The organism is Actinomyces sp. Z5 (genome assembly GCF_003287795.1).
Lineage (GTDB): Bacteria > Actinomycetota > Actinomycetes > Actinomycetales > Actinomycetaceae > Actinomyces > Actinomyces glycerinitolerans.
Window position 1 is genome coordinate 1 of record NZ_QMIN01000017.1, and the last position, 23,407, is coordinate 23,407.

Annotated in this window: 15 protein-coding genes; 5 read left to right on the forward strand and 10 right to left on the reverse strand. The window is 69.9% G+C overall.

The features are described 5' to 3' along the window. Positions 1-96 precede the first annotated feature (96 nt). The 3 genes from DRB06_RS01880 to DRB06_RS01890 form a co-directional block, all read right to left on the reverse strand. Positions 97-3,081, reverse strand: a complete 2,985-nt coding sequence (locus tag DRB06_RS01880) for an alpha-L-rhamnosidase (RefSeq protein WP_220092952.1) — start codon at positions 3,079-3,081, stop codon at positions 97-99. 165 nt (positions 3,082-3,246) lie between these two features. Beyond that, on the reverse strand, positions 3,247-4,092 hold the full coding sequence (locus DRB06_RS01885) for an NADPH-dependent F420 reductase (protein ID WP_256329130.1): 846 nt from the start codon (positions 4,090-4,092) through the stop codon (positions 3,247-3,249). A gap of 324 nt (positions 4,093-4,416) precedes the next feature. Next, positions 4,417-5,025, reverse strand: coding sequence for a TetR/AcrR family transcriptional regulator (locus tag DRB06_RS01890; protein WP_073329043.1), 609 nt, complete (start codon positions 5,023-5,025; stop codon positions 4,417-4,419). 284 nt (positions 5,026-5,309) lie between these two features. Here DRB06_RS01890 and DRB06_RS01895 point away from each other — a divergent pair, with 284 nt between their 5' ends. From DRB06_RS01895 to DRB06_RS01910, 4 genes are all read left to right on the forward strand, one after another. Then, complete coding sequence (locus tag DRB06_RS01895) at positions 5,310-6,683, forward strand: MFS transporter (protein ID WP_181575161.1); 1,374 nt, start codon at positions 5,310-5,312, stop codon at positions 6,681-6,683. A 134-nt stretch (positions 6,684-6,817) separates the two neighbouring features. Continuing rightward, a complete protein-coding gene (locus DRB06_RS01900) occupies positions 6,818-8,104 on the forward strand; it encodes a glycoside hydrolase family 1 protein (protein ID WP_111818995.1) in 1,287 nt (428 codons plus the stop codon). A 131-nt stretch (positions 8,105-8,235) separates the two neighbouring features. Continuing rightward, positions 8,236-8,529, forward strand: a complete 294-nt coding sequence (locus DRB06_RS01905; protein WP_111818996.1) for a hypothetical protein — start codon at positions 8,236-8,238, stop codon at positions 8,527-8,529. Then, complete coding sequence (locus tag DRB06_RS01910) at positions 8,529-9,479, forward strand: zeta toxin family protein (protein ID WP_258522115.1); 951 nt, start codon at positions 8,529-8,531, stop codon at positions 9,477-9,479. The genes DRB06_RS01905 and DRB06_RS01910 overlap by 1 nt, the downstream gene beginning before the upstream one ends. A 417-nt stretch (positions 9,480-9,896) precedes the next feature. On the opposite strand, the gene DRB06_RS01915 is transcribed toward DRB06_RS01910, so the two are convergent. The 3 genes from DRB06_RS01915 to DRB06_RS01925 form a co-directional block, all read right to left on the reverse strand. Next, complete coding sequence (locus DRB06_RS01915; protein ID WP_111818998.1) at positions 9,897-12,845, reverse strand: alpha-L-rhamnosidase; 2,949 nt, start codon at positions 12,843-12,845, stop codon at positions 9,897-9,899. A 112-nt stretch (positions 12,846-12,957) separates the two neighbouring features. Then, entirely contained in the window at positions 12,958-14,406 is a 1,449-nt protein-coding gene (locus DRB06_RS01920; protein WP_111818999.1) for an MFS transporter, read from the reverse strand. Between the two features lie 102 nt (positions 14,407-14,508). Next, positions 14,509-15,348 carry an MBL fold metallo-hydrolase gene (locus DRB06_RS01925; RefSeq protein WP_181575163.1) on the reverse strand — a complete coding sequence of 280 codons (840 nt, stop codon included), beginning with the start codon at positions 15,346-15,348 and terminating at the stop codon, positions 14,509-14,511. A 188-nt stretch (positions 15,349-15,536) separates the two neighbouring features. Here DRB06_RS01925 and DRB06_RS01930 point away from each other — a divergent pair, with 188 nt between their 5' ends. Beyond that, positions 15,537-16,562: a LacI family DNA-binding transcriptional regulator gene (locus DRB06_RS01930; protein ID WP_159097701.1), complete on the forward strand. Its 1,026-nt coding sequence runs from the start codon at positions 15,537-15,539 to the stop codon at positions 16,560-16,562. 85 nt (positions 16,563-16,647) lie between these two features. Here the strand turns inward: DRB06_RS01930 and DRB06_RS01935 are convergent, their stop codons facing one another. The 4 genes from DRB06_RS01935 to DRB06_RS01950 form a co-directional block, all read right to left on the reverse strand. Then, positions 16,648-19,713: a glycosyl hydrolase gene (locus DRB06_RS01935; RefSeq protein ID WP_258522113.1), complete on the reverse strand. Its 3,066-nt coding sequence runs from the start codon at positions 19,711-19,713 to the stop codon at positions 16,648-16,650. Between the two features lie 46 nt (positions 19,714-19,759). Next, positions 19,760-20,575, reverse strand: coding sequence for a class II aldolase/adducin family protein (locus DRB06_RS01940; RefSeq protein WP_111819009.1), 816 nt, complete (start codon positions 20,573-20,575; stop codon positions 19,760-19,762). Between the two features lie 93 nt (positions 20,576-20,668). Further along, on the reverse strand, positions 20,669-21,793 hold the full coding sequence (locus DRB06_RS01945) for an alpha/beta hydrolase (protein WP_111819001.1): 1,125 nt from the start codon (positions 21,791-21,793) through the stop codon (positions 20,669-20,671). Between the two features lie 54 nt (positions 21,794-21,847). Continuing rightward, on the reverse strand, positions 21,848-23,407 hold the full coding sequence (locus DRB06_RS01950; protein ID WP_111819002.1) for a rhamnulokinase family protein: 1,560 nt from the start codon (positions 23,405-23,407) through the stop codon (positions 21,848-21,850).

Here is a 23,407-nt window from a genome sequence, read left to right on the forward strand (position 1 = left end):
CGGTGGTCCGGGATCGCGGGAGGGCTCCCGGACCACCGCCATGTCGACCGACCTCGGTGTGTAAGATCCACCGACCTCGGCGGAGGGGGGTGGGGGTCAGCCTTGCTGGGCGGCGGGGACTTCCGGCGCGTCCGGCGCCACCTCCGCGATCACTCCATCCAGCGCCTCCCGCACCGCCTCCATGCCGGGGATGAAGCCATACATGGTGGCCGCGCCCGGGATCACCTTCGCGGTCGAGCCGAGCTCGTGGGCGAGGAAGCCGGTGAGGGTGGCGGCCGGGTCGGCCATGTAGGCGCCGTGCTTGCCGGCCACCGCCTCCACCACGCGCGCCCAGGCCGCGTCATCGTCCATGAGGTCCCGCACCGTGCGGATCGTTCGACCGCCGTCGCGCAGCTGCTCGGGCAAGCTCACCGTGCGCTCGTGCACGCCGTGCCCGAGCGTCTCCGGCGCGGCGCCGGGCAGCACCAGCTCGGCACTCGCCCCCACCGGTACCTGCATGCTCACGTGCAGCACGTCGCCGTCGATCTCCCAGGCGGTGCGGGCGGTGCCCAGCGGCAGCCGCCGCACCACGCTCGCGGAGGTGAAGCCGTGCCCCACCTGCGGGGCCACCCGCAGCGCCCGGCCGCCGGCGCCGACGACGTCCAGGCCCGCCAGGTCGGTGATCAGCCACTGGGTGACGGCACCCAGGGCGTAGTGGTTGAAGCTGGTCATCTCCCCGGGGTTGATGTCCCCGTTGGGAAGCATGGAGTCCCAGCGCTCCCAGATGGTGGTGGCCCCCATGGTCACCGGGTACAGCCAGCTGGGGCACTCCCGCTCCAGCGCGAGCCGGGAGGCCGTGGCGGCCTGGCCGCCCTTGACCAGTGCGGCCGGCACCAGCGGGGTGCCGACGAAGCCGGTGGAGATCCGGAAGGACCGCAGCCGCACCAGGTCGGCCAGGCGCCGTCCGGCACCGTTCACGCGCCGCGGCGTGTCCAGCAGGTCCCAGGCGAGTGCCTGGGCGTAGACGGTGGCGCAGTCGGACAGGATCAGCCCGTCGGCGGTGACGTAGGCATCCAGGTACGCCTCCCGCACGCTCGCGGCCAGCGCCTCGTAGTGGGCGGCGCGCTCGGCGTCGCCAAGGATCGCCCAGGCGCGGGCGGTGATGTCGGCGCTGCGGGCGAAATAGGCGGTGGCCACCACATCCGGGTCGGCCTTGGCGGCGGCCGGCTCCTCCGGCGGCGCGTCGGGATCCAGCCAGTCACCGAACTGGAAGCCGCCCCGCCACAGGTGCGAGGCCCCGGCCGCCGCGTCGACGCCGTCGACGAAGCAACTCATCGCCTCCACGCTCGCCGCCAGCACAGCCGGATTCCCGGTGGCCTCGTAGACCGCCCAGGGCACCAGGGTGATGGCGTCGCCCCAGGCGCAGGTCAGCTTGTTGCCGCCGAGCACGTCGGGGGAGACCACCGGCAGGGCGCCATCGGGCGTCTGGGCGGCGGCCAGGTCCTTCGTCCAGGAGTTCAGGAAGGCGGCGGCGTCGTACAGACTCAGGGCGGTGGGGGCGAAGGCGCCGATGTCACCGGTCCAGCCCAGCCGCTCGTCGCGCTGCGGGCAGTCGGTGGGCACGGTGATGAAGTTGTCGATCGTGGACCAGCGGGTGTTCTCCACCAGCCGGTCCACGAGCGGCTGGGAGCTGGCGAACCAGGCCGCCCGCTCCATCCCGGCCGACACCACGCGGGCGGTGACGGAGGCGAGCAGGGCGTCGTCGTCGCCGGGGAAGCCCTCCACGTCCACGTAGCGGAAGCCGTGCTGGGTGAGGGTGGGGGTGAAGACCTCGGGCCGTTCGACGGTGCCGGTACCTGCCAGGGTGACACGGTCGGTGCACTCGGCGTGGCGCAGCGGGCGCGTGCCCAGCTCGCCGTGCTCGAGGACCTCGGCGTGACGCAGGGTGACCACGTCCCCCGCGTGGCCGCCGGGGACGGTCAGGCGCAGGTGCCCGGTCAGGTTCTGCCCCAGGTCCACGATGCGCCTGCCCGACGGCGTGGTGATGACCTCCACGGGCCGCACCTCGCCGACGACGGTGGGCAGCGGCAGCGTGGTCGGTTCCAGCGCCGCTTCGGGCAGGTCGAGGGTGGCGACCGGGGATTCGGCCTCCGCCTCGCCCAGCGCCGGCAGGCGCAGGTCCGTGGACTGGCCGTTGTACAGGTCGTTGGCGGTGACGTTGGAGGGGCGCCAGGTCCACGCCTCATCCGTGCCGATGACGGTGGTGTCCTGCCCGTCGCTCAGCTCCACCTGGGCCAGCAGCCACAGGTCCTCCCCATAGACGGCCTCGTGCATCGCCCAGGTCAGGTGGCCGCGGTACCAGCCATTGCCCAGGACGACGGCGAGCTCGTGCTCGCCCGGCGTCAGCGCGGTGGTGACGTCGTGCGTCTGCGCGAGGATGCGCCGGGAGTACTCCGTCCAGCCCGGGGCGAGCTCGTCCGCGCCGACCTTGACGCCGTCGATGAAGGCCTCGTAGATGCCGCCGGCGGTCAGGTGTAGGCGGGCGGTGGTGGTGCCGGCGGGGACGGTGAGGCGGCGGACCATGACTGGTGCCGGATCGGTGCGTCGGTTGCCGGGTGCGGTGATGGGGCGGGCGGTCCAGCCGTCGCGGCTCAGCAGGCCGGTCTCGACGACGGCGGGCGCCGACCAGGGCGACCAGATTCCGTCTTCCCCGGCAACGCGCACCCGCCAGGCGGCGCTCTCGCGTGAGCTCAGCGGCGGGGCGGGCCAGGGAACGAACAGTGCGTCGGCGCCCTCCAGGTTGAAGGTCTGCGGGGCGGCGGGTAGTGCGCCGACGTTCGCGCGGACGATCTCGATTTCGGCATGTGCCTGGCTCCATCCGGCGGGGGCGGTCGGCACCTCCCATGACAGCGCGGGAGTGGGGCCGGTGCCGCCGAGGACGGACAGGTCGGGGCGCTGGTGATCCACGCGCAGCCGGTGTGGGGCGGCCAGGGGGCCGACCGGATCGGTGGCGTCGGGCGCGGCGGCGTCGGCTGTGAGCGGAGTGCTTGAGCTCGAGCTCTTGGCGGAGGCGGCGGGCTGGCTGGGTTGGTGTGTGGTCACGGGGTCCTCCGGATCATCGTTGAACCGTTTCACGAATTGGTGTGAGCGTATTCGGCCCGCGGGGGATTCGTCAACCTTTCCGCGTGCGCGGTCGGGATGGACCGCGAGAACGGCGTGCCGAAACGCGTGGAGCGAGCACTGCCCGCTCCACGCGTTTCGGGCCGGCTAGTGCTCCGCCGTGGAGTCGTCGGCAGCGCCGGCGGGACCGCCGCAGATGAGACGTGCGACGGCGACGCCCCACTGCGCGTCCGGGTTCACGCCGGCGCCGAGCCAGCTCGAGAACACCCCGACCACCAGGTCGCGCCGCTCCGGGGCGCGCTCGGCGTCGGCACGGCCGAGAGCTCCGGGGAGCGAGTCGAGCGTCAGGTCCGTGCCGTATGCGGGCGTCCCTGGCTGCTGGCGCCACGACTCGGCCAAGGGTCCTGCGTCGTAGGCGTCGAAGCCCGTCTCCTCGACCAGTGCCCTGGCCCGCTGCATGTCGATGCTCCGGTCCGCGGCCACGGGCAGTGCGATCCGGCCTGGGGTTCCCGCGGGGGCGCCCTTGGTGGCCAGTGATGCGGAGCCGATGGCGTTCCATGCCTTGGCGACGGGACGGCCCAGCTGCTCGGACACCCACAGGCTTTCGACCGTACCGGCGGGCAGGAGGTCTTCGCCGTCTCGACCCGGGTAGTAGTTCGAGGTGTCGATGACGGTCGCGTCCTCGGGGAGATCGGACAGAAGCGGCGCCAGCGTGGGGATCGCGCTGAGCGGCACCGAGAGGATGACCACCTCGGCGCCTTCTACCGCCTGCGCGGACGTGACGGGACGGGCGCCGTCAACGAGTAGGTCGGCCGGGATGGTCTGCGGGCCGCGGGAGTTGGCGACGGCGACGTCGTGCCCGGCGGCGCTCAATGCGCGCACGATGCTGGCGCCGATATTGCCGGTTCCGATAATTCCGATCTGCATGGGTGTTCCTCTCGTCGGTTGATTGGGGTCCGTGGTGTGGCGGTGCTGCCCGCCTGAGTACGGTATTCAGAGCCTCGTGGCACCTCAAGGTGAGTGATTCTCCGTCAGGTGTTGACCTTGGAGCGGCCGATGTTGCGGAGCCCGGACCGTCCCGTACCGCCGTCGCTGCCCCAGGAGTCCGCGGTGCTTGCGTCGTCCCGTGTACTGCACGACCCCGGGCGGGGTTTTACGACCTTGGTGCCTGTTGCACGACCCCGGGGTGGTCGTGGAATGTACCCCAAGGTCGTGGAGTGTCACCGAGGTCGTGGAATGCACTCCAGGGTCGTGGTAGAGACCGCCGCCAGGACTGCGGAAACTCGGCAGCGGGTGACGGCTCCGGGGGCTGGGCGGCTAGGCCTTGCGCAGGTGTTCGGCGAAGTCGCGTACGACGCCGGCCATATCGACGTCGCGGTCCAGCAGCCACTCCGCCTGCACGCCCTCGATGAGTGCCGTCAGTTGCATGGCGGCCAGGTCCAGGTCGACGTCGGTGCGCAGCCGCCCCGCGTCGCGTTCGCCCTCCAGGTCGGCGCGCACCGCCGCCCGGAAACGCCGGGCCAGGCCGACGATGTAGTCGTGTGCGGGGTGCTCGGGGTTGACCGCCTCGGCGCGCATGACGGCGTCGAGCTGGATGAGGCCGGGAATCGTGGCGTTGTGCTCCATGACCAGGGGAAGCGCTTCGAGCAGGCCGTGCTCGGCGAAGAGGGTGGCTCGCCACTCGGACTCGGTCTCCTCGCGCCGCTTCAGAACCGCCTCAAGCAGTTTCTCCTTGTTGCCGAAGTGGTGGCGCAGCAGGGTGTGGCTCACCCCGACGGCGTCGGCGATCTGACGCAGCGAGAGGTTGTTGTAGCCCTGCTCGGCGAAGACCTCCATGGCGGCGTCGGTGATGGCGGCGCGGCGGCGCTCCCCGTTGGCGTAGCGCGTGCGCCCGTCCGGAGGGGCGACGGCGTCTGAAGCGGACACTGTCAACCTCGTCTCTGGCCAGTGGTGTGTGCGGGGGCCGGGCCCACGCGGGAGCGGTCGGCTCGGGCGCTAAGCCTAGTTGATCGCCGGCGGGGTCGCCGGGCTCGGTGGGGTACGGGTGAACGGGCCTACGGATGGGCGCGGTGGATACAGACCAACTTGGAAGTGATGTAGATCTTGACCAACATGGTGCAACTTGGGTTATGGTGTGCCTGTTAGGCGCCGCGGACCGCGCGAGCGCGCCGTCGCCGGCACCGCTGCCGGCCGCATATCGAGGACGATCAATGACCACCCCACCCAGCAGCAGGTACGAAGGTGCCGAAGATCCCTACGCCTCCGCCGTGGTTGCGGAGAACCACGAAGCTCCTACCGGCGAGGGCGCGTACTCCGCTCAGGCCGCGGCCATGAGCCCGGAGGACGAGGAGACCGCCCGCATCACCGCCAAGTTCGGCCGTCCGCGTAAGACCATCTGGCTGGTGATCATCGGCGCCATCGGCGGCTACATCATGATGATGGGTATGGGCACGGTGCTGCAGCTGCGCCTGTCGATCATCTCCGAGGACACCGCGACCGCCACGTACTCAACGGCGACGTCCCTGGCGGCACTCCTGATGCTGCCCCTGATTCCACTCATCGGTTCGTTGTCCGACCGCACCACCAGCCGCTGGGGCCGCCGCAAGCCCTGGATCGTCATCGGCTATCTCGTGGCGACCGCGTGCTTCTACCTCATCGGCGTGACCGAGAATCCCGCGATCATTGTGCCCGCCTACGTCGTCGGCCTCACCTTCGCCCAGGCCGGCTTCAATGCCTACGCCGTAATCCCCGTCGAGGGTATCCCCGCCAACATGCGTGGCCGGGTCATGGGGTTCATGGGCCTGTGCGGTGCGCTGGCCATGTCCGCCGCCGCCTACATCGCCTCCGCCTTCGTGGGCAACACGGTCCTACTGATGTGCATCCCGCCATTCCTCGCCATCGTGTGCATCATCCCGCTACTGGTCCTGTACAAGGACCCGCAGCACACCGCCGCGGAAGTGCCTCAGGGAGGGCTGCTGAGCATCTTCACCAACTTCTTTGTCAACCCGCTCAAGTACCCGAACTTCGGCTGGGTCTGGCTGGCCCGCTTCCTCGCCGGCATCGCCATGACCTCGTTCCTGAACTTCTTCGTCCTCTACCTGATCATCCGCCTGCACAACGACCCGGAGTCGGCCGGCAAGCTCGCCGGACACCTGTCCCTGATGAGCGCACCGATCTCGATCATCTTCTTCACCGGTTCGGGCTGGCTCTCGGACAAACTGGGTGTACGCAGACCGCTGGTGGCGCTCGCCGCGGTCATTATGGCCGGCGCCCTCGTCATGGCCGCCATGTCCAGCAACTTCACCATCTTCACCGTGGCCTGGTGCCTGTTCGCCATGGGGCAGGCCATGTACCTGACCGTCGACCTGGCCCTGTGTGCGGCCGTGCTCCCCTCGGAGGCCGATGCCGGCAAGGACATGGCGGTGTTCGGGCTGGCGCTGAACCTGCCCACGGTCATCGTCCCCGCGCTCGCTCCGACCATCCTCGGCGCCCACAACGACAACTACCCCCTCCTGTGGGGCATCGCCGCCGTGTTCTGCTTCATCGGCGCCCTGCTCATGCCCCTCATCAAGGGCGTCAAATAACCGTGCCGACGACGGCCGGCCCGCGCCGACCGCCGTCGCCGGTCGGCCGGGCGGGCTCGGCCCCGCCGCGCAACCCGCCGCACTCGTTGCGGCTTCCCCCCAACCACCGACTACGCCACGGAGATAATCGCCCCATGACCACCCCTGCATCCTCACCCGCCCCGACCGCCCCCACCACGCCCTTCCCCGAGGGCTTCCTGTGGGGTACTGCCACCGCCTCCCACCAGGTGGAGGGCGGCAACGTCAACAACGACGTCTGGCTGTACGAGCACGTACCGGGCACCATGTACGCCGAGTCCTCCGGCGACGCCTGCGACCACTACACGCGCTACCGGGAGGACATCGCCCTGCTCGCCTCCCTGGGGCTGAACTCCTACCGCTTCTCCCTGGAGTGGAGCCGCATCGAGCCGGCCGAGGGCGAGTTCTCCGCCGTCGCCATCGCCCACTACCGCGACATGCTGCGCGCCTGCCGCGAGTACGGGCTCACCCCGATCGTCACCTACCACCACTTCACCTCCCCGCAGTGGATCATCGCCCGCGGCGGCTGGGAGGACGCCGGCACCCCGGCCCTGTTCGCCCGCTACTGCCGCCGCGTCACCGAGGAGCTAGGCGACCTGTTCGACATCGCCTGCACCATGAACGAGCCGAACCTCGCCATCCTGCTGGGTGAGATGGGCATGTGCGAGCGGGAGCCCGCCCAGCGGTTCGGTAATCCCACCTGGGAGGGTGCCGCCCGCGCCCTGGGGACGACGGCGGACAAGGTCGCCGGCTTCCAGCTCTCGGCCACGCCGCAGGCCTACGAGATCAAGTGCGCCGCCCACAAGGCCGCCGTCCAGGCCATCAAGGCGGTCAAGCCCGACATGCAGGTCGGCTGGACGCTGGCCAACTCCGACTTCCACGCGGCCCCCGGCGGCGAGGAGCGGGTGGCGCGCATGAACGAGGAGAACAACTTGCGCTACCTGCGCGTGAGCGAGGGCGACGACTTCGTCGGGCTGCAGACCTACAACCGCACGGTGCTGGGCCCCGATGGGCCGGTGCCGCCCGAAGAGGGCGCCGTGCTCAACCAGGGCGGGGAGGAGATCTGGCCCTGGGCGATCGGCGCCGTGGTCCGGCAGGCCTGGGACGCGGTCAAGATGCCGATCTACGTCACCGAGAATGGGCTGAACACGGAGGACGACACCCAGCGGGTGGACTTCCTGCGCACCGCCATCGGCGAGGTCGGCGCCGCGATCGCCGACGGCGTGGACGTGCGCGGCTACATGTGCTGGTCGGCCATGGACAACTTCGAGTGGATCTTCGGCTACGGTCCCAAGTTCGGCATCATCGCCGTCGACCGGGACACGCAGGCGCGCGCCCCCAAGCCCAGCGCCCATGTGCTCGGGGAAATCGCCCTGTCCAACGGGGCGTGCCTGAGCCGGTAGCCGGAAACGCCGGCGGCGTCGTCGGGCCGTGAAGCCGACGGCGCCGCTCCGGCGGTCCGAAGCGCGGGCGGGCCATCGGGTCGGACCACGCCCGCGGCGCTAGACTCGATAGTGGGGCGGAAGGAGCCAACATGAGCGGCAAGGACTGGTCGACGACGGAGCTGTCGGTCCTGTACGACGTGTTTTACGAGTGTGGCACGCGGCTCGGCGGCGAGTACGTGTCTCTGGCGTATGCGGCCGAGGATGCGGGTGACGCGGAGGCGGTGGAGTTTTGGGACGAGCAGGGCCGCCTGCTTCAAAATGAGCGGCAGGCCGTTAACCCGAATGATCGCGCGATGATCGTGGCAACTATGACGCAGTGGGACCGCACCCTTCAGTTGCTACGTTACGCACGTGCTGCCAGACCTGCTTCGGCAGCTGCATGATGGACGAGGTAACCAAGCGGAGGGCTTGGGACCGAGCATGTGCTCGGCTATTCGCTAGCGCTGCTCCGTCGCCGTCACCAGTGCTGCTATCTGTGGGCGCTCAACCTGGTGCTGGGAAGACGCGCGCGATTGGCGCAGCGCTGCGTGAGTTTTACCCCGGTGCGTCATTTGTCGATATCGCCGGCGACGATCTGCGGCAGTTCCACCCGGACTTTCCTGCTCTATCGCGTTCCGCGGACCCGGAGGCGATGCCCGCAGCGACGGCGGAGTTGTCCGGCTGGCTGGTTGGGCAGGCGCTGGCCTACGCCGCCGAGCACGGTTACTCGGCGGTGGTGGAAGGAACCCTGCGGCGTCCGGAGACCACGCTCGGAACGCTGACACAGTTCGCGAAGGCGGGTGCCCGCACGCACCTGGTAGCGCTGGGTGTGAGTGCCTTCGACTCGTGGACGGGATGCATAGACCGCTATCTGTCGGCGTTGGAGACTGGCAGGGCTGCGCGCTGGACGCCCTTGGCGGCCCACGACGCGGGCCTGATGGGAACACCGCAGACCCTGCGTGCCGCCGCTTCGAGCCCGGATGTGCACCGGCTGTCGATTGTGGATCGCGCCGGCGCCGTTCACTATGACAATCTACGGGGCGATGACGGAGAGTGGATGCAGCCGGAGCGCGCCGTTGAGGTGCTCACCGAGTTGCGCAACCGCCCCGGAGACTCGGCGGAGAGGCTTGCGCGGGTCGACTCGCTCGTTGAGCGCGCGGGTGCGCTGAAGTCGGCGCCGGTTGTGCGTGAGGGCATTGCTCACGCGCTGGAATTGACTGAAACGCGTCCTGTCCGCTCGAAGGCGGATGTACTCGGGCAAATCGCAGAGCGAAGCAAACAGTTGCGTCGGGCGAATCAGTCCGGCCTCGAGCGGCCAAGTCGGCGTCCCGAGCCATTCAACCGATCGCGGTGATGGGCTCACTCAGCAAGACAGCAAGAAGGGCGAGGACCTCTTCGTCCTCGCCCTGCGTATTCCGTGGCCTTATGGCCGTCGCGGGAGCACCCGCGGGGTGAGCCGCGTCAGGCGGTCACCGTGTTGCAGTCGCTTTCAGCGCTGCTCGTTCTCGGCGGCAATCGCACGCTCGAGCTCACGCTCACGGGCGGCGGCGGCGCGGACGGCCAGATCGATGTCGAAGAACATGTTCGGTTCCTTTCGGTTGAGTTCTCCCGGCCGGTTCTTCGACCGGGGCCGGCTGGCTGTTCCTGCCGACGCCCATAAATGTACCGACCGGTCGGCACCCGATCCAGTCCTGAGAGTGTGCAGTCTGTCATGCTTTCAGTAACGCCATGAAACAAGTTGCAGCCTGTGCTCCAGGCTCGCCCGCGGCGGTTATGCGACCAGCACCGTGCGCCCACTGCTCAACTCGCGCACGTCGCCGTCGGGCGTGACCAGCTCGCCGGTGACGCCGGACGGCAGGACCACCTCGTAGCGCACGGTGGAGCCGGGGGTGGCGAGCCCTGCGGCTGTGGCGTCAGCGGCAGCCTCCGCACTGTTCGCGTCCGGCGCCGCCCGGTCGACGCGCTCCCAGGCGACCTCCACCCGGCCGAAGGGCGTGTCCCTGTGTGAGCGCGCCCAGGACACCGGCCCGCCGGTCAGCGGCGCCACCCGCACCCGCCGGTAGCCGGGCTCGGTCGGCACGATCCCGCCCAGGCGGCGGAACAACCAGTCATCCACGCAGCCGAAGGCGTAGTGGTTGAAGCTCATCGCCCCCACGGTCCCGTCCGGGGCAACGGCGTCCCAGGACTCCCAGATCGTGGTCGCCCCCTCGGCCACCTCATACAGCCAGGACGGCACCGTGTCCTGCATGAGCACCGCCCAGGCCGCGTCCGCATGCCCGGAGTCGACCAGCACGTCCAGCAGGAACGGCACCGACAGGAAGCCGGTGTCCAGGTGGTCGCCCGCCTCATGCACCAGCCGCACCAGCCGGTCCGCCACGGCCCGACGCCGCGCGCCGCCGTCCGGATCGTCGGCACCGACGATGTCGAAGGCGAGCGCCAGCACGTACATGCCCTGCAGGTCCGGGGCCATGGCGCCGTCGGCACCGATGTACTCCGCGGCCACCGCGGCCCGTACCGCCTCCCAGCGCTCCCGATAGGCGGCCGCGTCGTCCGAGTGCCCGAGGACCTGCGCCACTTGGGCGAGGGTGCGCAGCGCCTCGGCGTGGAAGGCGGCGCCGACGAACTCGCTGGTCAGGTGCGGCGCCGCCATGATCGCGTCCGGGGCGCCACTGGCCAGGGTCGACGGCGCCAGCCAGTCGCCGAAGTGCATGCGCGAGTTCCACAGCAGTCGCTGTCGGGCGGTCGTGGCCTCATCCAGGGCTTCCCAGCCGGAGGTGCGGTCCGTGTCCTCCCAGTCGACGCCGCGCAGGCGGGGCGGCAGTTCGGTGGCGGCCTGCCGCGACTGCATCTCCACCCAGGCTCGCATGGCCGGGTAGTTGGCGCGCAGGGTGTCGACGTCTCCGTAGCGCTCCCACAGGGTAAGCGGCACACGGATGATCGCGTCGCCCCAGCCGGCCGCGGCGGTGATGCCGCCGATGCCGGGCTGCCCCTCCATGGCCGCCTGCCGCGGGGCGAAGGGGGAGATGATGACCACGCGGCCGTCGTCGAGCTGGTCGGCGCGCACGTTGCGCAGCCAGCGGGCCAGGAAGGTGTGCACCTGGGCGTTGTTGGTGGCGGCCGGGGCGAAGACCTGGATGTCGCCGGTCCAGCCGACCCGTTCCCGCTGCGGGCAGTCGGTGGGGATGGACAGGAAGTTGGCGCGCTGGGACCACACCGTGTTGGCGTGCAGCCGGTTCAGGCGCTCGTCGGAGCAGGTGAAGTCGCCCGCCGCCTCCAGGTCCGAGCCGACGACGACGGCGACCGCGTCACCCGTGCGCAGCTCGCCGGGGTAGCCGGTCACCCGCGCGTAGCGGAAGCCGTGGAAGGTGAAGGTCGGCTCGTAGGTCTCGGGCGCCTGCGGCGTGCCCGTGCCGGCCAGGACCCAGAGGTCGCGCTGGTCCTTGTTCGGGCCCTGGACGTTGGAGAAGAAGTTGCCGTCGGCGTCCAGGTGCTCGGAGTGCTCCAGGGTGATCTCGGTGCCGGCCGGGCCGACGGCGCGCAACCGCACCCGCCCGGCGATCACCTGCCCGAAGTCCAGCACCGTCTCCCCGGCCGGGGTGGTGATCACCCGGGCGGCGGGCAGCTCCAGCAGGCGGCGCACCGGTTCACCGCGGAAGGGCTCCAGGGCGGTGGCCGGGTCCAGCTCGGCGGTCGGGATGATGCGCACCGGATCCCAGCCCGAGTCGTCGAAGCCGGGGCGGTCCCAACCGGCGACGGCGGCGGCCATCCGGTCGTCGCGCTTCTCACCGATCATGATGTCGCTGTAGCGCAGTGGCCCGGACTCGGTGCAGCGGGCGGTGCGGTCCGGCCCCCAGGTCTGGTGGGTGCCGTCGGCGCGGGTGATCGACAGTTGCCACCAGCCGCGCAGCAGGGTGCCGTACTGGCCGGACTCCCCGGTGATGGTGGCTCGGCCGGCGAACCAGCCGTCGCCCAGACGCAGGCCCAACGTATGGGGCCGGGGTGTCCCGGCGGGGTCGGTGAGGGCCGCGGTGACGTCGTGGACCTCGAACTCGGTGTAGGTGTGATAGCTGGTCCACCCCGGTGCGAGCACGCTGTCGCCCACCGCGGCGCCGTCGATACTCGCCTCGATCACGCCCTGAGCGCTCAAGTACAGGCGGGCGCGGGTGATGGGGGCGGCGTCGACGTCGGTACGGGGCAGGTCTTGGCGCACGAGCTTTACCGGATGCAGCTTGTCCCCGGCCGGTACCGGTTCCTGCGGGGTGAACAGGGTGGCGAAGGAGGCCTCCGGCTCCAGTTCCACCGGCGTCTGGGTGGGCTCCACCCAGTCGGCGACGACGTCGGCCCCGTCCAGCAGGGAGGTGGAGAAGGCCGAGTCGGCCCAGGGCGAGGGCTCGGCGTCGGTGGCGGAGTCGGTCCAGATGCGTACCCGCCAGGTGTAGTCCGCATCCGAGGTCAGGGGCCCGCCGTCGTAGGGCAGCCAGGGCGAGGCGGGCGGGTCGGGGATCTCCACGCGGCCGGTGGCCCACACCGGCGGTGTGAGCGCGGTGCCGGTGGCCGGGTCGAGGCCGCGCACCTGCAGTTCGTAGGCGCTCGCGGGTGCCTCGCCCGGCACCTGCCAGGACAGCACCGGCCGCGGCACCGCCACTCCGAGCGGGGCGTGCTGGTGGTCGACGGTCAGGTTGACGGGGGCGGGTGCGGGACCGGTTTGGGTGATCTGCATGGGGAGCTCCTTAGTCCGGGACGGGACTTGTACGGCTGTGTTCGTCCGGGCGTGCGCGCGAACTCATGATGTCATTCGGGTGGGCTCAGGCGCAGGCTGGTCGGCGCGGGGTTCACTCGGGTCGGCCCGCTGCCAGAGGTTCCTGCGCGTCGTCCTGGGCGCGCAGCGCCTCAATGTCTCGTTCGAGGCGGAATGAGAACGCCAGAGCCACGAATATGAGCAGGAACATTGTGAACGGGATCCAGTTGAACATGAGTTGGATGGCGGTGGTAACCGACTCGGGCTGGCGCAGCCCCTCCAGATCCAGGGAGCCGTCGAATCCGGAGGCGGACAGCACCCACCCGAAGACCGCGGTTCCCAGCCCCATGCCGATTTTCTGCGCCGCGGATACGCCCGCGTTGCCCATGCCCACGGCATCAATGCCGGTGCGAAGCCGGCCGTAAGTCAGCGTGTCGGCGACGATGCCCATTGCCATGCCGCCGGCCATTCCCAGGCCGAGGCCCTTGAGAATGTTGCAGACGATCATGATGGGAACGCTGAAGCCGAACAGACCGAACCCCAGATAACCCAGTGTCGAGATTCCGATGCCGGCGATGTAGATCTTCTCCTTGCCGAATCTGGCCATGAGCAATGGGGTGGCGAACATGATGGCGAACTGTGCAATGGCCATCGAGTTGGACAACCAGCTGTACTGGCTCATGTCGTAGAAGACGTACATGCAGTAGTAGATGGCGCCCACGGCGTTGAAAATGATCACGAAGAATATCGCCAGCATCGCCACGAACATCATCACCCAGTACTTGTTGGTTACTAGGGCCTTCACGCTCTCCCAGAAGCCGGCGCCGCCGGCCGAGGCGGCGGCCTTGGTGGAGCTCCCTCCGCCCTCGTGGACGCGCTCCTTCGTGGTGAAGACGGTTACGAGGGCCAGCAGGACCATCACCGCGCAGAAGCACAGCATGGTCAGGGTGTAGGCCTGCTGGGTGTTGGGGTTCGCGGCGTCGGAGGAGAATCGCGCGAGCAACCATACGAACACGGCGTTGACGATGACGTTGCCGAGGGTCTGGAAGATCTGCTGGATGTTTCCCAGTAGACCGCGCTCGTAGGAGTTCCGCGTCATCAGTGAGATCATCGAGTAGAACGGCACCAGCATCGAGGTCATGAACACCGCGTTGACCACGTTGTACATGACGAACACGTACACGTACTTCACGGCCCCGGGCCAGTTGGGCGGCACCAGGAAGAGCAGCATGACCGCCACGGCGAACGGGACGCATACTCTGAGCAGCCAGCTGCGCGCCTTGCCCAGCCTCGACTTCGTCCGGTCGACCAGTCTGCCGACAATGATGTCCGAGACGCCGTCGAACAGTTTGGAGACGGCGATGATGGTGGAGATGACGGCCGCGTCCAGCAAGGCGACGTTCGTGAAGTACACGGTCAGGAACGAGCCGAGAATTCCGTTGATGGCGTTAATACCCAACTGGCCGGAACCGTATCCCACGCGCTCGACCCAGCCGAGGCGGGCGTCGGGATCGTCGTGGCGTGTTGCTAGTGACACTGACATGTGACGTTCTCCTTTGAACTGCTTGGTGCCGGCGCCGGACCAGGTGCGGGCCCGACGCCGATGTCGATATGGGTTGTGTTTGGGGACGGTGTGCTCGTTGAGTCAGAGGCGTTGCGGGTCGTAGACGAGGTTGGGGGCATCGTCTGCGGGCGGTCCGTCGTCGGTGGCGGGTGTGACGGCGCGGGCAATGCGGGCGTCGACGTCCTCGAAGTGGAAGGGGACGCCGTCGTCGGTTCCCGCCAGGACTCGACGGCCCAGAGCCAGTAGATCCTCTAGCACCGTCGGGGCGATCTCGCCGGCGCCGTGCGAGATGAGCACGCGGTCATAGGCGCCGGTGGTGCTGGCGTTGAGGTCCAGCAGCGCCGCGAGGTAGTCGGTGACCGTGGAACTCTCGGGCAGGAACAGGAAGGTGAACTGGTTGGCGACGTCCCCGGTGATGAGCACCCGCTCCTCCTCCACCAGCAGTGCCAGCGAGCCGGGGGTGTGGCCCGGTGCGGCCAGCACGGCGACGCTCAGGCCGCCGAGTTCCAGGCGCTCGCCCGTATGTAATGGGGTGATACGGGAGGGATCCACCTCCGGAGCCAGAAACACGGGGTGTCCGTGGGTGGCGGCGGCATCGGCGTGAACCTGGCGGGACTTGAGCCGATGCTCGGCGAGTACGGGCAGATCGGCGGGGTGCATGCGCACATCCGGGAACTGCGAGGCGCCGAAGGCGTGATCGACGTGTCCGTGAGTCAGCACGACCGTCAGCGGCAGGTCGGTCAGCGAGGCGACGAGGGCGGCCAGGTCGCCCACGCCGTAACCGGTGTCGATGAGCAGTGCCCGCTCATCTCCGGTCACGAGATACATGTGTGCGTCGTAGGGGCCGCGTATGCGCGTCACGTGGGGGCTGACGGGCTCAGTGACGAATGCGGGCGCGCCGACCGTGGAGGAATCATCCATTGATTCGGTCCAATCTGACTGTTGACAGCAGGTTACACGGGTAACCTCGGGGCCTACGATAGGGTGTCCGTCGCGCCGCCGCAAGTGTGATCTCCCGAACAGGGCGCCCAGGTGTACTGTCAATCCCGCGGGCGGCCACGGCATCCCGACGCGTCGGCGCGAACTCCCGCAAACAGATGGAGGCACGGATGGCCCGGGTGCTCAGCAGTGATGTGGCGAGGCGTGCCGGCGTCTCTCGCGCCACCGTCAGCTACGTCCTCAACCGCCGTGCGGACAAGAGCATCTCCGAACAGACACGGCAGCGGGTGCTCCGAGCGGCCCGCGAACTCGGCTATGTCCCGTCGGCTACAGGGGCCGCACTCGGCTCGGGGCGTTCTCGGGTGGTGCTACTGCGTGATTCGGGACGTATCCCGTCGGCGGGCCAAGAGGTGCTTCCGTTGGGCTCCCTGGCCGGACTGCTGCGCGACGCCCTGGCCCGCGAGGTTCACTCCTGGGGGATGACCCTCCTTTCTTGCGGTTCGGACACGCCCATCGCCGACGTGCTCAAACACGTGGATCCTGCACTCGTCATCGCCCCGGCGGGCCTGAACAAGGACGAGACGGACGTGGTCGCCGCGGTGGGTGCGGCCTTGGTGGATCGTGACGGGCGGGGCGATCCGCTCTCCGATCTGGTCCTCGGCCAGTTGCCGGGCTTACAGGTGCGGTATTTGGCGGCTCATGGTTTGCGTCGCCCCGCCTACCTGACCACCCGGATGCCCGGGCTGGAACCATTGGTCGCTTCCCGCAGGCGGGCCGTGTTGGCGACCTGCGAGCAGGAGGGGCTTCCCGTCCCGCGCGAGTACGCCGTCGGACCTCTAGACGAGGATGCGGTTGGCGAGTTCACGGGAGTTCTGCACGACTGGTCGCAAGCCGGGGTCGACGCCGTGGTCTGTTTCAACGATCTGCACGCGGGCCTGGCGGTGGCGGCGGCAAGAAACGCGGGGCTGCGCGTGCCCGACGAGCTGGCGGTGATCGGAGCCGACGACGAGGTGCTGGGCAGGTTCCTCGACCCGCCGCTGACCACGGTGGCTCCAGACATGGTGGCCTTCGCGCAGTACCTGGCGGCCCGCGCACGAGCAGTGCTCGATGGGACAGAGATACCCGCTGCCCCCACCACGCTGGCGCGGGTGGTCGAGCGTGCCACTGTGCCCGCACCCGCTTCCCCGACCCCCTGACTCGCCGAGATCGGTGGAAGTGGCGGCGTCGGGGAGTGTTGGTGTGTGCGCCGCCCCGACGTGCAGGGGGAACGCCGCGCGAGCCTCAGTTCTCGACTAGCAGGCGGACCGGGCCGGTCAGGCCGTAGTCACGCACCGGCACATGGTGCGGCCGGTACGGCAGACCACTGAGCAGCGCGGAAACGTCGGGAATCCGTTCGTAGTAGCCGCGGGCCTTGAGGCGGTTGGAAAGCGAGGAGGACACGCGCACGACGACGTCGTTGCTGCCCGTGCGCAGCAGGCCGGTCACGTCCACACGGGGCGCCGAGGTGTCGAAACCGATCGGTGCGCCGCCGTTGATACTCACCGACCCCAGGCCGCCGCAGACGTCGCCAAGATCGAGCACCGGACGCCCGTCCGGCACCACGTCAAGCCTGAGCGTGGTGCGGTACTCGCCCACGCCGGAGACCTCCGGGCCGACGCCGTCCAGGTCCTTCCATGGTGCCAGGGCGGTACCGTTGGCCCGCAGACGGGTGACGGCGGTGGTGGGGAGCACCTCGCGGGTCGCGTAACCCAGGCCGCGGTCCTCCTCGATCAGCTGGGCTTCGCCGGCGTCCCAGGACTCCACCGTGATGTCCCAGTCGGAGAGCTCGGCGACGATTGCGGGTGCAGTTGCGGACTCGCCCAGGGAGTACCCGGCCGAGCGGTCGAGCGTGATGACGGCGGCCTCGCCCGGGCGTAGGCGGACTGGGACGACGGTGACATCGGAGTGACCGGGGCCGATCGGCTCGGTGTGAGCGTCGCCCAGCTCGCGGAATCGGCCGCTCCACTGGTCCAGTTGGTAGGCGATGCCGGCGCCGGGAATCTTGATATTCACGCGGGTGGGCGCCTCGGTCTCGTACAGGAAGTGGTAGACGTACACATGGGTCAGGTCCCCGTCGATGCGCTCGTAGGCGAGCACGTTCTGATTCGGGACGGCGAACTCGTGGTAGCCGATCACCCCCAGCGCTCGCAGCGCCTCCACGGCGCGGGCGGGCTCATCCACCTCGGCGACGCTCGGCAGCACCTTCAGCGCCGCCATGGTCGCGGCCAGCTCCGCGTCGCGCCCGTCCAGTCCGGGCGTGCGGGCGGCCGTGGCCCCGTAGTGGAAGTACTCGCCCGTCTCCAGGCGCTTGAGCTCGCTGGCCCCGTTGACGATCAGCACCCGCAGGCCCGCGCGCGCCCATTCGAGCAGCCGGGCGGCGACGTCGGCGTCGAGCGCCTCCTGGTAAACGATGAGGGCCTGGTAGCCGGGCCCGTCCGGCTGAACGACGCCGTCGGCGAAGACCACGTCGTCGCGCAGCAGCAGCGAGCCGTCGAAGAACTCGTACCCCCAGCCGGCGTCCTGCATACCCAGGTCACGCCACCAGTGGTTCTGGCGGTCGCGCATCCACATGCGCCCGTAGGCGACCTCGTCCGGAATGCGGCGCTCGCCGTCGTAGAACATCATGCCGGAGGAGTTGTCGGTGAAGTGGTCGGTGCGCAGAATGCCCACGTCGATGCGCGGACGGCCCCGACGCAGCACCTGCTGCACGCGCCCGACGGCCCGGTTCCACAGCGGATAGAACTCGGCGGCGGGCTGGCGCGTGTCGAAGCGTTCGGAGAACATGGGCAGCATGCCCTCATGGCCGGGCCACTCGGTGCTGCCCTCGGCGCCGGCGGGACTGGACCAGCCGTGCAGGACGGTCTTGGTGATGCCGGCCGCCAGCTGCGTGTTGATGATCTGGTCGTAGAAGCGGTGGGGCAGCATGTGGTTGCGGGTGGTCGCCCCGGTCTCCGAGGAGTACTGCTTGCCCAGTAGGTGCGCCGGCCCCGCCATGAGCCGGTAGGCGTCGATCTGGGAGCCGAACTCCAGGGACTCGGTCTCAATGCCGTCCACGGCCACGCCCGGGCGGGTCAGCTCGAAGGGCAGCCCATAGGAGATCTCGGCGCGCAACGCGATGCCCTGCTCGTGCAGGAAATCGGCGAAGGGCTGGAGCATGTGCTCGATGTACAGGTCGGTAAGGGTGGCCACGTAGTCGTGGCGGACCTTGGCGACTTCGATGGCGTGTGCGGCGTCGGGTTCGAAGCGGTACCGGGTGGACACCGCCATCAGCGGTGCAGAGCGCACCAGCAGGGGCAGCCAGGGGGTGATGTCGTAGCCGCGGCGGGCGCGGAACTCCTCGGCCACGCAGCGCCCCCAGAACATGCCGCCCTCGCCCCAGGTGTTCAGCTCCAAGGAGTCCATGTACATCTGAGCGCGGGGATTGCGGGCGATATCCGCCTTGAGGGCGTCGGTAAGGACGACCTCGCGCCAGTAGTCGATTACGGCGTCGACGCCGTCACGATCCAGGTAGTTGACCGTGTAGTTGACGGACGCCGACGGGCTCGCGGTCTGCCCGGTCCCGTGCATCCAGAAGACGAACAGTCGCCAGTCGCGCGCGTCCGGGGCGCTCCAGTCCAGTGCCTCGGCACCCTCGTCGCCGGTGACGAGGGGTGTCAGGTCGGTGAGGGTGCCGACGTCGATAACCGGTGTGAGTGCTTGGACGGTGGTCGTACCCGCCGCACCGTCGGCCCCGGCCAGGGTTGCGGCACCGTCGGAGGCGGGTGTGCTGAATCCGGAGGCTGTTGGGCCGGAGTCGGTGACGGCGGCGGCGACGACGGCGACGAGGTGCTGCCGCTTCGGCGTCACCCGGGATCCCGGCAGTCCGCCCTCGCCGCGGTCGGCGCCCAGGTCGATGCGGGGCAGAAGGCCGACACGGCGCTCGCGGACGGGCTCGTACTCGACGTCGAGCTCCTGGGAGGCGGCGGGGTCGTCCGGGGTGATGGTGGGCAGGTTGGCGTTGGACCAGTTGGTGCCGGAGGTGAAGGAGAAGGACATGCCGCGGGCGGTGGTCTCGGCGACGATCGTGTGGGAGTCGTGGGTCCACTCCTCACTGCCCCAGCCGTAGCGGGCCTCGTCGATGTTCTCCTCGGGCATGGCCAGGAACTCCATGCCCCCGAAGCCGAGGCGGTGGGCTGCGGCGATCTCGCGGCGGATGGTGGCGTCGGTGTGCAGTCCCTCGGCCAGCCACCAGCGCAGCTCCGGGCGGTACTCGATGGGCGGCTCCGCGATGGCGGCGCGCAGCGCCTCCAGTGCGGCGGGGTGGGTCACGGGATTCTCCTTTGAAGTAGTTCGGATAATCTCGACGGCGGGGCGGCTAGAACAGGTCGGTGTCGACGTTGAAGGCCTCGACGACGGCGTGCAGCTCGGCGTCGGTGACGCCCTCGCCCAGGCCGCCGGCCATGATGTTGCGGACCTCGTACATGGCGCCGGTCTCGGCGTATTCGACCTTGTCGACGGCGGCCAGGGGGGCGACGTCGGAGCGCACCATGATGCCGTGCTTGGACCACAGCACGATCACGTGGTCGCGCAGGGCGCGCACATTGTTCTCCATGAGGGTGGCCGACCCGGGCACCATGAAGTCGAGCACCTCAATGCCCTGGGGCAGCTGCACGATCGTCTCCGGCTCCCAGCGCAGGATGCGGCGGTTGAAGTCCGCGGTGTTGCGGATGTCCTTGATGTGGGAGAGCTGGACCAGGTAGGGCGGCTGGGCGTGGATGACGGCCTGGAAGTCCACACCGCGCTGAGCCACTTGGTCGTTGTGGACCGCCAGGTGGGAGTTGAACTCGCTGGTGGGGCGCACGTAGGCGCGGTCGGGGTGGGTGTACCAGGTGCCGGTGACGCCGCCCTCGTCCACGACGAAGGCGGATACGTTCGCCTCCGGGGATGCGGCGACGTCGCGCAGGCGGCAGCCCGAGCCGGTCACCAGTACGGTGCGGCCGGCCAGCGCCGGGGCGGGCAGGGGCAGCTCGGTGCCGGGGGCGACCTGCGGGAAGCGGTCGGTCAGGCCCAGTTGTTCGGCCGTGGCATTGATGGACACGGAGATGTTGCCGGCGCCGGCCTCGACGGCGCCCATGTGGTCAAGGCGGCGTCCGGCGGCGCCCATCTGGGCGAGGATCTCTGACAGGGACATGGTGGTCACGGTGGTTGTCCTTTCCGATCGGTGTTCTTGGAAGATTGTGGATGAGTGCGGCGGAGCGCTCGTACCCCGTCGGGGGTGGCCGTTTCAGACCGGGCGGGTCAGCCTTGCGGCGAAGCGGTCCAAGCTGGCGGCGGTCAGCGGCGAGCCGACGGCGTTGAGGTGCCCGTGGGGCACGCCCGCGCAGGTGAGCACCTCGACGTCGGCCCCCGCCTGCCGCAGCTGGCGGGCAAAGGCCTCACCGGAGGCGCGCAGGTCGTCGTTCTCGCAGTTCTCGATGTAGGTGGCAGGCCAGCCCGCCAGGCGGGCGGCATCGACCACGTCCCCGGGGAAGGCATAGGCGGGTGCGCCCGCGCCGGCGTCGAGTGGGGCGCCGAGGTAGTTGGTGTTCATCGCCGCCATCATGTCGGTGGGGAAGCGCAGGATCTGCGGCATCTGCTCCAGGCGGGCGGCCAGTTCCTCGCTGGGGCTGGGCCAGTGCCCGCCGTGCGCCACCGGGTAGGCGAGTAGCGCCTGCCAGGGGGCGGCGTCGTCGTCGATGCCGTGCAGCGTCACCCCGGCGGCCAGGTTCCCGCCCGCGCTCGCACCGCCGACGGCGATGCGAGCGGCGTCGATGCCGAACTCGGCGGCGTGCCCGCGCACCCACTGGTAGGCGGCGTAGGCGTCGTCGTGCGGGACCGGGTAGTGAACGCCGCCGGTGCACAGCCGGTAGAAGACCGAGACGACGCTCGCCCCGGTGCGGGTGGCCAGGCCGCGGGCGACGGCGTCGGCCTCGGGCATGTCCAGGTCGCCGCCCATGAAGGCGCCGCCGTGGTACCACACCAGTCCGGCGCGCAGGCCCGATTCCGTGGCCGGAGAGGGTGTGGGCGGGGCCCAGCCGGGTTCGGGGCGGTAGATGCGCACCGGTATCGGCCCGTGCGGGCCCGGCAGCTCGCGGTCCTCGACGAGCGTGTGAGTGGGCTCCGGCTCCCCGAAGGGCGCTTCCCACGCCTCCATGGCTGTCAGGGCCTCCGCGGCGAAGGGCGCCCCGGCGGTCGCGGCGGGGTCGGCGGCGGCCAGATCCTCGGCGCTCGGGGCCGGGAAGTCGGCGATCAGGTGCACTCGCTCGGCGTAGGGCGGTAGGAAGCCGCCCGCCAGCGGGGCGACGGGCACGCCGTCGCGGGTAGTGGTGGGCTGCGGCGTGGGCGGGGCGACGCCGGGAGCGTCGGTCATGGGTCTTCTCCGTGTAGTTGGCGGATGGTGCGTGGGGCGCGGGCGGGGTGTGGTTTAGCCGAATAGCTGCCGCTCGGCGGCGTCCCACCCGGCGGCCGCGGCCGGGTCGGGGGCGTACTCGGTGATGTCGCAGGAGGCGCCCACCAGCTTTCGCAGTGCGGTCAGGTCGCCTTCGATCAGCCCCGCGCCGCGGGCGGCGACGACGATGTTGCCCAGAGCGGTGCCCTCGGCGGGCCCGGCCACCACCTTCAACCCGGTGGCGTCGGCGGCCAGTTGACACAACAGCCGGTTGCTGATGCCGCCGCCGACCATGTGCAGCACGCCGACGCGTTTGCCGGACAGCTCGCTCGCCTCACGCATCGCGCGCCGGTAGGCCAGAGCCAGGGAGTCGTCGATGCAGCGCACGTACTCGCCCACACTGCGCGGGCGCGGCTGGCCGGTGCGGATGGCGAAGTCGTCGATGCGGGCGGCCATGTCGCCGGGATTGAAGAAGACCGGATCGTTGATGTCGACGACGGTGCGCAGCGGGTCGGCGGCCTCGGCGGCCGCATCGAGCTCCCGGTAGGACAGCTCCAGGCCCTGCTCGCGCCAGGTGCGCACGGCCTCGTTGAACACCCACAGCCCCATGACGTTCTTCAGGTAGCGGACCGTACCGTCCACGCCGAGCTCGTTGGTGAAGTTTGCGGCCCGAGATGCCTCGGTGAGCACCGGTGCGTCCAGCTCGAGTCCGACCAGCGACCAGGTGCCGCAGGAGATGTAGGCGAAGTCGCTTCCGGCCGCGGGCACGGCGGCGACCGCGGAGGCGGTGTCGTGGGAGCCGACGGCGACCACCGGCGTCGGGCGACCGTCAGGGTCGAAGACATCGACGACGTCGCGGCGTACCGGCCCGACGACGGTGCCGGCCTCCACGACCTCCGGCAGCACGCCGTCCAGGTCCACACCGAGCTCGGTGTGCAGCCGCTCAAGCAGTGGCGCGGACCAGGCGCGCTCCCGGGCGTCGACCAGGCCGGTGGTGGAGGCGTTGGTGATCTCGGCGACCGGCCTGCCGGTGAGCCAATAGGTGAACAGGTCCGGCAACAGCAGCATGGTGCGCTGGGCGGAGCCTGCGCCTGCGGCCGAGACGACGCCCCCGTCGGCCGGTGTGGCACGGGGCAGGCCGCCGTCGCGGGACTCGGCCACCAGCTGGAAGAGCGTGTTGAAGTCCTGCACCTGCAGGCCGTTGACCGAATACATCTCGGGGGCGGGGATGGCCGCGAAGACCTCCTCGGGCACGCCCCGCGTGCGGGGACAGCGATAGGCACTCACCTGTCCGGCCAACAGGCCGCTGGGGCCGAGCAGTCCGTAGTCGACGCCCCAGGTGTCGATACCGACGGCCGACAGCGGGCCGACGTCGCGCACGGCGGCGAGCAGACCCTGGCGGATCTCATCCCACAGGTGCAGCACGTCCCAGTACAGGCGCTCGCCGCCGGGGCCCGGCAGGGGAATGGGCCCGTTGGCGAAGCGGCGCGTCTCGGTCAGTTCGATGCGGCCGTCGGCGATGGTGCCGACCATGACGCGCCCGGAGGAGGCGCCCAGGTCGACGGCCCCGACGTGGATGGGGCGGGCGTTGGTCAT